General features: G+C 67.9%; 11 protein-coding genes and 3 pseudogenes. 6 read left to right on the top strand and 8 right to left on the bottom strand.

Annotation, left to right across the window (positions count from 1 at the left end):
* Positions 1-91: 91 nt before the first annotated feature.
* The 3 genes from ACWIHY_RS39635 to ACWIHY_RS39625 all read right to left on the bottom strand — a co-directional run bounded on the left by ACWIHY_RS39635 (position 92) and on the right by ACWIHY_RS39625 (position 1151).
* Positions 92-322, bottom strand: coding sequence for a hypothetical protein (locus ACWIHY_RS39635; RefSeq protein WP_454381549.1), 231 nt, complete (start codon positions 320-322; stop codon positions 92-94).
* Between the two features lie 178 nt (positions 323-500).
* On the bottom strand, positions 501-689 hold the full coding sequence (locus tag ACWIHY_RS39630) for a hypothetical protein (protein WP_454381548.1): 189 nt from the start codon (positions 687-689) through the stop codon (positions 501-503).
* A gap of 120 nt (positions 690-809) precedes the next feature.
* Positions 810-1151, bottom strand: a complete 342-nt coding sequence (locus ACWIHY_RS39625) for a helicase associated domain-containing protein (RefSeq protein ID WP_454381547.1) — start codon at positions 1149-1151, stop codon at positions 810-812.
* Positions 1152-1421: 270 nt separating this feature from the next.
* Between ACWIHY_RS39625 and ACWIHY_RS39620 the strand changes: the two are divergent.
* From ACWIHY_RS39620 to ACWIHY_RS39610, 3 genes and pseudogenes are all read left to right on the top strand, one after another.
* Positions 1422-1562, top strand: a pseudogene (locus tag ACWIHY_RS39620) (hypothetical protein); the annotation flags it as partial.
* Between the two features lie 75 nt (positions 1563-1637).
* Positions 1638-2096, top strand: a pseudogene (locus ACWIHY_RS39615) (tyrosine-type recombinase/integrase); the annotation flags it as partial.
* Positions 2093-2437, top strand: a complete 345-nt coding sequence (locus ACWIHY_RS39610; protein ID WP_454381546.1) for a helix-turn-helix domain-containing protein — start codon at positions 2093-2095, stop codon at positions 2435-2437. The pseudogene ACWIHY_RS39615 and the gene ACWIHY_RS39610, both read left to right, overlap by 4 nt.
* A gap of 290 nt (positions 2438-2727) precedes the next feature.
* Here ACWIHY_RS39610 and ACWIHY_RS39605 read toward each other — a convergent pair whose 3' ends face one another.
* A complete protein-coding gene (locus tag ACWIHY_RS39605; protein WP_454381544.1) occupies positions 2728-4059 on the bottom strand; it encodes a hypothetical protein in 1332 nt (443 codons plus the stop codon).
* 233 nt (positions 4060-4292) lie between these two features.
* Between ACWIHY_RS39605 and ACWIHY_RS39600 the strand changes: the two genes are divergently transcribed.
* Positions 4293-4733, top strand: a complete 441-nt coding sequence (locus ACWIHY_RS39600; RefSeq protein WP_454381542.1) for a hypothetical protein — start codon at positions 4293-4295, stop codon at positions 4731-4733.
* Between the two features lie 259 nt (positions 4734-4992).
* Here the strand turns inward: ACWIHY_RS39600 and ACWIHY_RS39595 are convergent, their stop codons facing one another.
* Positions 4993-5178: a hypothetical protein gene (locus ACWIHY_RS39595; protein WP_454381540.1), complete on the bottom strand. Its 186-nt coding sequence runs from the start codon at positions 5176-5178 to the stop codon at positions 4993-4995.
* Positions 5179-5512: 334 nt separating this feature from the next.
* On the opposite strand from ACWIHY_RS39595, the gene ACWIHY_RS39590 reads away from it, so the two are divergent.
* A complete protein-coding gene (locus ACWIHY_RS39590; RefSeq protein WP_454381539.1) occupies positions 5513-6409 on the top strand; it encodes a helix-turn-helix domain-containing protein in 897 nt (298 codons plus the stop codon).
* 98 nt (positions 6410-6507) lie between these two features.
* A pseudogene (locus ACWIHY_RS39585) lies at positions 6508-7272 on the top strand (Tn3 family transposase); the annotation flags it as partial.
* Between the two features lie 71 nt (positions 7273-7343).
* Here the strand turns inward: ACWIHY_RS39585 and ACWIHY_RS39580 are convergent.
* Genes ACWIHY_RS39580 through ACWIHY_RS39570 form a run of 3 tightly spaced genes read right to left on the bottom strand, consistent with a single transcriptional unit; the run spans position 7344 to position 9975 of the window.
* A complete protein-coding gene (locus tag ACWIHY_RS39580) occupies positions 7344-8090 on the bottom strand; it encodes a class I SAM-dependent methyltransferase (protein WP_454381537.1) in 747 nt (248 codons plus the stop codon).
* Between the two features lie 18 nt (positions 8091-8108).
* Positions 8109-9308: a cytochrome P450 gene (locus ACWIHY_RS39575; protein WP_454381536.1), complete on the bottom strand. Its 1200-nt coding sequence runs from the start codon at positions 9306-9308 to the stop codon at positions 8109-8111.
* The gene (locus tag ACWIHY_RS39570) at positions 9292-9975 is read right to left on the bottom strand and encodes a tRNA-dependent cyclodipeptide synthase (protein ID WP_454381550.1); all 684 of its coding nucleotides are present in this window, start codon (positions 9973-9975) and stop codon (positions 9292-9294) included. Before ACWIHY_RS39570 ends, ACWIHY_RS39575 begins: the two co-directional genes overlap by 17 nt.
* Between the last annotated feature and the right edge of the window lie 386 nt (positions 9976-10361).

Below are 10361 nucleotides of genomic sequence, written 5' to 3'. Positions count from 1 at the left end.
ACCTGCTGAGGTGCTGGACCGGCACCTGCACCACCTGTGGCCGCCCGCTCACCACAAGAAGGACCAGACCTAGAAACCTAACGAAGCACTACTAGAGGATGTCCAGGTCAAGGGGCTCAACCACCTTGTCGAGGGGCGCAATCACCTTGCCGAGCACCGGCAGGGTGTCCAATTTGACGTCCCGCTTCTCCTTCTTGCGATCGTCCTCGCCGATCACCGGCAGATTGAGCTGGTTGGCGTCGGCGGCGTAGGCCTGAGTGGGAACAGAGAGGGCAGCGCCCATCAGGATCACGGCGGCAATTGCTCGCTTAGTAGTACTCATGCCTGTCGTAACGATCGGGCCGTCCCGGGGGACACCTTGGGTTGTGTGAGGGACTGCGCCGGAGTGTTAAAGGCCAGGATTCCGGGGCACGTCGAAGGCCCGGACACCTGGTCCGGCCTTGCTCTGTCGAAGTCCTCTATCTGGTCGAATGCCGGTTAGGGAGGCGGGGACCTTCCGTCTACTCGCGCTCTTTCCGGGAGGGGTTGGCCACCCAGTCCGGATCGCGTACGGGTGCCGGCACCTGGGCGGCTGGGGCCGGGTTGCGCATGACGCGCCAGCTGGTGCGCGGCCGGACGAGAACGTGGACCAGGACGACGACGGCCTGGCGGGCCGCGCCGCCCCGCACCCACGCGCCGGTGAACCGCACCTGGTCCTCAGCAGCCCAGCCGCAGCCGCAGCCGCAGCCGCAGCCACGGCCGCACCCGGCCCACCAGGTAACCCACCACGAGCCCCGCGACGGCCACCACCAAGACGTTCGCGCCCATCGTCAGGACCACCGCATCCCGATCGCGGCCAGCTGCTCCATCCGCTCCGACGTCAGCGTCGCGGCCCTGCTCCGCTGATTCCCGATCCAGGCCCCCAGCTTGAGCTCCCGCTCCTCCTGGTCCTCGCCGACGATCCGCTCGACGTGCTTCCTCGGCACCTGAAGGTGCCCCTCACGCTCGTAGAACTGCTTGGCGGCCTCGTAGTTCATCGCCCACTTGTCGGCCTGCGTGCGGCGCAGGGGCGGCTTCTCGTCCTCGGTCGCGGGCTCGATCCCGAGGACCTGCTCGCACATCCACTGCTGCACGCCGGTGAGTTGATCCCACCCGAGCCTCACTGCCGTCACCCACCGCCCCAGGCAGGACCTCGCCCGCCTCGGTGGGCAGCGCCTCACCCGCATCCAGGTGCATCCGGACCAGGTGGAAGCACCGCTGCCACGTGACCGGCCAACTCGGGCACCAGGACGCGTCGATCTCCTCCAGCTGCTCGCGCCGCTCGTCCGACAGCGCCCCGGCCGGCGACTGAACCGGCAGGCACTCGGCACGCCGCCGTTCGATCAGCCGACTTCGCCACAGGCTTCACGGGCGAGTTCACCTCGGTCGCGAGCCGTGAGGCGGTGCCGAAGGCGGTCTTGCGGCGCAGGCTGCTGCTCGTGCTCTTCGCCCTTGGCACCAACATGGGCATCAAGCGGGTCGCGGTCACCGGCAAGCACGGCGAAACAGAAGCCGTCCTGCGCCGGGTGCGGCACCTGTTCGTCAACCGGACCAACCTGCGCGCGGCGCTGGTGCGGCTGGTCAACGCCACCTTCGCCGCGCGTGATCAGGAGTGGGCCCGGCAGCGGGAGGCATACCTCTTCCAGGAGGGCCGCGACCTGCTGTGGTGGTACATCGAGGAGGTTCGCGGCGAGTCCAGCGACGACCCCGAGGACCCGCAGGCGCCGCTGTTTCCCTCCGAGCGGTTGCCGCCGGCCGTCTCGGCGCTGAACGTGCCGACGCCGGCCATCGCGGTGACCCCCTCGACGTTCCGGAAGGCGCTGAAGACGGCCGGGCGCCGGTTCCTGACCGGCCCGGTCACCCACCTCCATCCCCACCTGCTCAGACACGCTGCGGCTACCCACAACTATGAGCGCGGGATGTCGCTGTGGGAGGTACAAAAAATGCTCGGACACGACCGGCCTACGACCACGGTTTCGTACCTGGCTACCGCTCACGCGGATCCGGAGGCGGCGAGCCTGGCCGCGTCCGGGCGGGCCGTGCAGCGACTCGTGATGGACAAGGGGAATCTGCGGTGAAGTGGAATCTGCGCTGGGCGGCGGCCAAGCGTGACATCTGGCGGCCCAGTGACCTGCTGGCCGCGTTTCAACAGGTGGGCTTCAACCCGTCGTTGAGCAAGGTCGCCGCCTTGTGGGGTGGCAAGCCCATCTCGGTGAGGCTCGACGACCTGGACAAGGTGTGCGCCGCCCTTAACTGCACGGTTGCTGATCTGCTGGAGGCCGAGCCGCTGGCCGCCGCCGACGGCGACCAGCGGGAGACGGGCCGCCGGGCGGTCGGGGCCGAGGACGCGGCGGACCGTCCCGTGCGGCCGACCCCGCGCAAGGGCGGCCGGTCACGCCGGTCATTGCCGCCGAACTGAGCCGTGGCGCGACGAAGAGAGTGGCCGGTCGGGCAGTGCCGGGTCTGTCTGAGCTGGGGCGAGAAACCGCAGTACGCCGACTGCGTTGGATGCGCTTCCTGGCGCAATCGGCTCCACCCGGACACAGGTCTGTGCCATCGGTGCGAGCATGAGAGTCACCTCAACACCGACGGTCTGTGTCGACTGTGTCTGCAGGTCATCCGGACCTTCGATCCTGAGTGGATCGCCGATCCCGTCGGTGGGCGGCCGTGCCAGCTCGCCTTGATCCTGCCCGGCGTCCCTCTGCCAGGTCACAGCCGATCGACCGCCCAGTCAAGGGTCGGCCGCGCGATGCGCGCCGCCCGCGGTCCTGGCTGGACCGGCAGCGGATCGCGGCGGCCGAGCCGAGCGATGACCCGCGCCTGTGTCCGCCGGCTGTACACGGCCAGCTCCTGCTGTTCCGCCCGCGTCGGCACCTGACCCAGGAGCATGTCCGGCGCATCCGCGACCGGCACCTCGCCAGCTACGACTACCTCCAGTCCCTCGCTATCGCTAAGGCAGCCGAGCAGGGGTTCAGCAAGGCGTGGTGGCGGGCCGCCTGCTGGATGCTCCGGTTGGCCCTGGCCGTCCGGGAAGCCGACGGCGAGGACCTGGTCGCCGAGGAAGTCCTCGACGACCTGCCCCGCAGCCAGAGCGCCGTCGCCGACATCCTGCGCGAGGCCAGTCTCCTCCGTCCGCGCCAGCGTCGCCGCCCGGTCATCCCGCCCAAGCCGCACCGCAGTTGCCGCCACTGCGACTGCTGGGGCTTCCGCTCGCTCTGCTCGGGCTGCAGCAGCTGGGGCAAGCACCCGGTCGGAGATTGCCGACGCTGCGGGCGCTTCGGGGTCCCGCTGTCGGACGGGATATGCCGGGCCTGCTGCCTGCACCTTGACCACCACGGTCCCGAAGCCCGGGAGGAGACGTGGACCCAGCTGTGGTTCGGTGGCGAGCTCGCGCCCCGACTGGCGATCCGGCCCGGGACCCTCGCCTAACCCGCACCGGCGAACAAGGCCCGGCACCGGGCCACTCTCGTTCGCCCGTCCGCACCACCACTCTCGCCTCACCTGGTCAACTCCGCGCAGACCACGCTGTTCGAGGCCCGGCGCGACTGGACCTGCATAGCCGTCGGTCAGCTGCACCGCCTGCCCTCCCTCACCCCCGCTGCCCAGGTGCTGCTCGACGACTTCCGGCACCACGCGATGCAGCAGGGCTGGGACGAGCAAGTACGGCGACTCGCTGCCCGCAGCCTGCTGGCCTGGCTCGGTGCCGACGCTCCCATACATGAGGCCGACATCCGGTCCCTGCCCGCCAGCCGGCCTGGCACCAGTGCCCGGCGGATCCTGCAGTTCCTCACCCGCCGCGGCATGGTCATCCCCAACCCCTCCCGGCAGGTCGACATCCATCAGCGAGCCGTCGAACAGCGCATTCAGACGTTCCCCGAGGAGATCGCGGAGGAACTCCGCCGCTGGGTCCTGGTCCTGAGTGGCGAAGGTCGGCGGGAACACCCGGCGATGCCGTTCGAGACGATCCGCAAGTACCTCGGCTACCTCTATCCGGTCCTGACCGACTGGGCCGCCCGCGTCACCAGCCTGCGAGATCGCCAAGGACGACTGTCAGGACGCGCTCACCCAGCGGCCCGGCTCGACGGGCCGGGAGCTTCTCAGCGCACTACGCAGCCTCTTCCAGGCCCTCAAGCAGGAACGCGTGGTCTTCCGCGACCCCACCCGCGCCCTCTCGCTGTCCACCGCCGAGCGCCTGCCCGTCCCCATTCCCACCGACCGGCTCCGCGGGCTGATCGATCGGGCCGAGGCTCCGATGGCGAAGTTCGTCGTCGCACTTGTCGCCATCCACGGCCTGGGGCGGCGCGAGACCCGTCATCTCTTCCTCGCTGATCTCGACCTCGCTCGCGGGGCGCCCGAAGGTCCGGCGCGACCTGCCGCACACCGTCTACCTCGACGAACTCACTCACACCCTCGCCGCCGACTGGCTCCGTGACCGTCATCAACGCCGGCCCCTGACCACCAACCCCTACCTGCTGGTCAGCCAGCAGACCGTGGTCGACGATCGGCTGCCGCCCGTCTCCACCATGGTCATGAACGACATCTTCCGGCCGCTCGCTCTGACCCTGTCCAAGCTCCGCCAGGACCGCATCCTCGACGAAGCCCGTCAGACCGCCGACCCCGTGCAGCTCATGCGCGTCTTTGGTATCGCCGCCGAGACCGCGATGAAGTACATCTACGCCGCCCACCCCGAACGCCGGTCCAGCTTGCCTCGGTAACGACTTCGGGGCGTGTTGCAGGCCAACACGCCCCGAACGGGACGGTTACGGGGAGTCCGTGCACGGGGCGCCGACTACCTGGGGCGCGCTTCTCCATCGCGCACGATGCGGAAGGCGAGCCAGCGGTGACACCGTCCACACTCCGACCACTCAGCGACCTTGAAGTCGCCGTCGTCGCAGCTGGGGACGAGCTCGGTGTAGGTCAAGCGCGAGGAGTTCTCCCCACACTGCGGGCATGCGGCTACGACACCACGCGATGTCATCGCTGCTCCCTCTCACTGGGCCGCACACCGATCAGGAGGCAGGCGACTGCTGGCAGCAGCCATTCCTCCTGGAGGACGGCCTCCTGGGCCGCGGGGCACATCACCAGCACGACGCCCAGCACGAGCGTGGCCACGAAGGCCACGCTCATACACGGCAGGTCTATCCTGAAGTTGACGAGCACGAGGTCTCCTTGTGTTTGAGCAGAAGGCCGCTCCCTGCTTCCGCCCAGAAGCACCAGGGGGCGGCCTTGGCTTTTGGTACGGCCCCGGTCCGGGGCCTATTGCGCAGGGGTTGAACGGATCACATGGGACGCTCCTTCCTCTTACCAGAGCGGCCAGCGGCGGCCGCTTCCCAGAGTGTGGAGCCGGGGCCGTACACGGACAACGCCTTGAAGACGCGCGTAGAACTTCACGGGCAGAGGCAGCTCATTTACGGAAGCTAGCGAACGCCCGCAGCAATGAGAGACAATGACGGACACTCAGTAGCGTTCTGTGTCCCATCGACGGGGGAGAACCGTGTCTGGCCAGCGCACACCATCGCCTCCGCCGGAACCCCAACTCGCTTTCGCGGCTCAGCTCCGCGAGCTCCGGCGACGGACCTTCAACGAACCCACCGAGGAAACCCTCGCCCGGAAGATGGGCTGCGCACGCAGCACAGTCTCCGCGATCCTGAATGGTCGCCGGTTTCCCAGCTGGCCACACACCGCAGCATTCGTGGAGACGTGTGGTGGGATCACGAAGGACTGGCAGGAGCAATGGCTACGGGCCAAGCGGCAGATCGATGAACCGCGTCAGGGCTCGAAGGGATCTGCCACCGCGTTCAAGCAGATGCCGATCGTGGAGGGGCTCCAGGCCACTGGGGAGGCGATGCTGGCCGCGCGCTGGTACCGAAACAATCGTGAGTTCTACGAGGCAGCTTCGGAACGCGTCCGCCAGGCCCGATCAGAGATTCGAGTCACCTATACGCGCCGCTATCCACCGACTCAGTACACCACCCGAGTATCCGCCGAGTACTTCGCGTCCATCATGGAGTGGGCCGGCGAAGACAGCGATGACGAGCGATGCGTGCGACGCATCATCGGCGTGCCCGAACACAACGGAAACCCTGACAAGGACATGCTGTCCTGGGCCCGCCAGCACCATAAGGACAGCAAGCACATCCTCAACTACGAGGCGAACGTGTTGCGGTGGACCGCATCAGCTGACGGCCTGAACATGGCGCTGATCGACGACAGCGTGGTGTTCTTGGCATTCTCCGGGGGCCCACGTCAGAAGTTGAACGGCTTCAGCGTCGAGGATCCCACCTTCATGAGCTACTTCGCCGCCTATTTTGATCAGCTTTGGGCGGCTCTCCAGCCGCTGGACACCTACCTCGCTGAGGTAGATGGAAATCGTTACGACAAGCCTGAGTGAAGCTCGTCGAATCGCAACGAACCTGTCCCTGTAGCGTCGGCTGGGCTCACAGCACGCGCAGGTTCCGGGCAGATCGTTGCCGAGAATCGACGAACCCGCGCGCTTCCGGCCGCGGGGTGCTCATCTACTGGCATGTGGAGAAGAAGTCCCTGGCCATCCACTCCCAGCTGATTGCACCGCGTCCGAGGTCGCCGCGATGATCGAGGGCGCCATGCGACACAGCACCACCATGGACGTGGAAGCGAAACTACACGGACTCGCATGGCCAGTCGGAAATCAGGTTCGGCATCACCCGGCTGCTGAACTTCGACCTGCTGCCGCGCATCAAGCGGATCAACAAGGTGAAGCTGTACCGGCCGGTGGCCGGCGAGGCGGACGCCTACCCCAGGCTCGCCCCGGTGCTGACCCGCCCGATCCGCTGGGAACTCATCGCCCAGCAATACGACCAGATGATCAAGTACGCGACCGCGATCCGTACACGGACCGCCTCCACCGAGGCGATCCTGCGCCGCTTCACCCGCAACGCCTCCCACCCCACCTATGCGGCCATGCTGGAGGTCGGCCGCGCTCAGAAGACTATCTTCGTCGCCCGCTACCTGCGGCTTCGCGACCTCCAGCGGGAAATCGAGGAGGGCCTGAACGTGATGGAGTCCTCCAACGGCGCCAATTCCGTGATCGCCTACGGCAAGGGCGGGGAGATCGCCTCGAACCGGCGCGACGAGCAGGAGATGTTCGTCCTGTGCTTGCGCATCCTGCAATCCGCCCTGGTCTACGTGAACACCCTGATGCTCCAGGGCATCCTCGGCGAGCCGGATTGGGCGGACCTCCTCACGCCCGCCGACCGGCGCGGCCTGACCCCGCTGTTCAGGACCAGGAGCCAGCCGAGCGTATATGAGCTCCCGTGCGCGTCGCAGGCGGGACCGCCTGCGACGGGTCATGGTGCCGGTTGGACGGTGCTTTCGGTGATAAGGGTGTGGGGGAAGTCGAGGTAGGCCTTCCAGTAGATATCGCCGTGGAGGCGGAGCCCTTGGGCGGAGACGCTGGGGTGGTGCCAGGTGGTGTGGCGGAAGCCGGCGGCCGTGAGGGCGGTTTCGTGGGCGGCGGTGGACCAGCGGTACCCGGTGAGGTCGAACTCGTGGCCGTGGAGGGTGACGGGGGCGCCGTCGGCCGTGCTGGTGCAGGTCAGGTCGAAGCCGTAGGGGCGGTACCAGCCGGGCGTGGTGTTGAAGTCGGGGTTGAGGCAGGCTGCCACGAAACGGCCGTCGGGGCGCAGGGCACGGTGTGCGGTGCGGCAGATGGCGGTGAGGTCGTCGTGGCTGGCGGCATAGGGGGTCAGGTAGACAGCGACGACGAGGTCGAAGGCGTGATCGGTCTGCGGGGCTGGGCCCTGGTGGGCGGCGTCGTGGTGCAGATAGGTCAAGCCCAGGGGGGTTTGCTGTTCGAGGCGGCGGGCGTAGTCGAGCATGCCGTGGGAGCTGTCGACGCCAACCGCGCGGGCGGCTCCGAGCTGTTTGATGCGGCGTGTGTAGAGGCCGGAGCCGCAGCCCAGGTCGAGCACGGCCTGACCGTCGACGTCGCCGATGACGGCCAGGAGGCTGTGGGCCTCGATGTGCTCGCGGAACGGCAGTTGCTGAGCGGTGCGTTCGTAGGCTTGGGCGAGGGCGTCGAAGGGGCTGGCCACGGGGTCTCCTTGCCTATTTCACCAGGTGACGGGCAGCAGTGCGGGGCGGGTGAAGAGGATGTCCTCGTCCCAGGGGATGTCGTCGATGGCGATGGCCAGGGCCAGGGTGGGCAGGCGGGTGAAGAGCTCCCGCAGGGCAATGTTCAGGTAGAGGCGGGCAAGGCTGGAGCCGAGGCAGTAGTGGGCGCCGTGGCCGAAGGTCAGGGAGCCGTCGGTCTTGCGGCCGGGGTCGAACTTGGCCGGCTTGGGGTAGGCCGCCGGGTCCCAGCACGCCGCCAGGAATGGGGTGATGACGGCCTGTCCGGCGCGGATGGTCTGGCCGTGCAGGATGACGTCCTGGGTGGCGACGCGGGGGTTGGAGAGGTAGCCGTTGTGGTGGTAGCGCAGCAGTTCCTCGATCGTGGCGGGCCAACGCTCGGGGTCGGCGGCCAAGCCGTGGCGGTGGCCCGGGTGGCGCAGCACGGTCACCACAAAGGTGCCGGTCGGGGAGATGAGCGGGTCGACGCCGGTGACCATGAGGTAGTCGATGGTGCCGATCAGCTCCTCCTCGCTGATGGTCCCCTCCCTGCGGGCGGCTAGCAGGGCACCGATGGGGTGCTCGGCCGTGACCGTGCCGTCGTGGGTGTCGACCACGGTGCGGGCCAGGGCGCTGATCTGCGCGGTAGCGTCCGCGATGGTGGCACCGTCGGCGGTCTGGGAGGTCTGGGTGCGGAAGCACTCCAGGTAGCGGGAGCGCAGTTCCAGGGGGATGCGCAGCATGTCGCAATTGAAACGCAGAGCCAGCGGCTCGGCGAAGCCGGTCATCAAATCCACCGGGTTGGGCCCTGCGGCCAACTCGTCTAGCAGGCCGCGGGCCAGCGTGCGGATCACCTCCGCATAGCGGGTGACGGCGCTCCGGGTGTAGTAGGGGGCCAGGATGGTGCGGATGCGGGTGTGGTCGGGCGGATCGAGGTTGAAGATGCCGCCGGGGACACTGTTGAAGTCCTCGCCCGCGATGCGGGGGGCGCCGGGGTAGGTGAGGTTGCGTGTGAAGCGGCGGTGGTCGCTGGCGATGGCGCAGATTTCCTCGCGGCGGGTCAGCAGCCACATGACCTCACCAGAGGGCATGCGCACCGGACAGACGGGACGGTCTCTGCGCAGCGTGGCATACAGAGCCGGGGGCGTGCCGTGCGGACCGGGGGGAAAGGGCCAGTCGAGGACGTCACCGGACATCGTCATCGGAACTCTCCTGGTGCTGCGGGACTGTCTCCAGGGTGACCTGCACGAAGCCGTGGCGATGAGCAGGGATGAGCTGGGGCACCCGGCCGTCGAAGAGGGCAAATTGCAAGGGCCAGGGTCTGGGGTAGCAGAAGACCGCACTGTCAGCGCCGACGATGCCCGCGGCATCCAGAAGGTAGGGCACCTCGGCCAGCACGTAGTCGAGGTTGCGGGCCATGGCGTCGGCGCTGGGGGCGCGGCCGGTTGCCGTGCGGAGATATGCGCGGACAGTCTGTTCGCACAGGTCGCGAAAGACGGCCGAGCGGTGGAAGGCATCGGCGCCGGCACGGTACAGCGCCCGGTAATGTGGATCGGCGGCCTTGCTCGTCCAAGTGTGGACCCGCGGCTTGCGGCCCACCCGTGCAAACGCCGTCTTGGCCGCCCCGCGCAGGGTCCTGACCGAGTGCAGCGTGTGGCGGACCGCGGCACGCGGCTCCATCCCGGCAGCGATCGGCCCGAACGCCGCCTCGAAACCCGGCAGCATCACCTCCACCCGGTCGAACCGCGCATCGGCCCAGGCCACCAAAGACCGGATGGCCTGCGGGGTGAAGAAGGAATTGAACGGGGACAGCCCCAGCACCGCACATCGGCGCTGCTCCAGCACCCGGCGGCACCGTTCCCGGTGCACCCGGACACGGACAACCGACTGCGGCACCGCCCGGTCCACGGCGAGAGGGCGCGCAGCAGGTGTGGAGGAGAGGGCGGAGGGTCTGTCGACGTCGAGATCATGGTCAGGACACACGGAACCCCCAACGAGCGGTCGAGTAACAGCGACGAGAACTCCGCCGCCCCCTCAGGTTCAGCCAGCGCCATCCCCCCGAAAGACCGTATATCCATCTTTCACACTATTGAGGGGAAAAGGTTTACGACGTGGTGTACGAAACCAAGTGCTGATCAGGCCGTGACATGCAGTGAGCCTTACGGGTTGGGAAAGTTGTGAAGCGATCCTTGGCCCGTACGGCTCTCTCGCATCCTATCTGCACTGGTATCTCACGGAATCAACTCGGCAAGGTC

This window comes from Streptomyces sp. NPDC055287 (genome assembly GCF_053646035.1).
The sequence above is the reverse complement of the archived record's forward strand: the minus strand, read 5'-3'. Positions and strand labels throughout refer to the sequence as shown.

Coding starts and splice junctions, on each gene's coding strand:
- ACWIHY_RS39635 (WP_454381549.1), bottom strand. CDS start 322: ATGAGTACTACTAAGCGAGCAATTGCCGCCGTGATCCTGATGGGCGCT.
- ACWIHY_RS39575 (WP_454381536.1), bottom strand. CDS start 9,308: ATGACGATGTCCGGTGACGTCCTCGACTGGCCCTTTCCCCCCGGTCCG.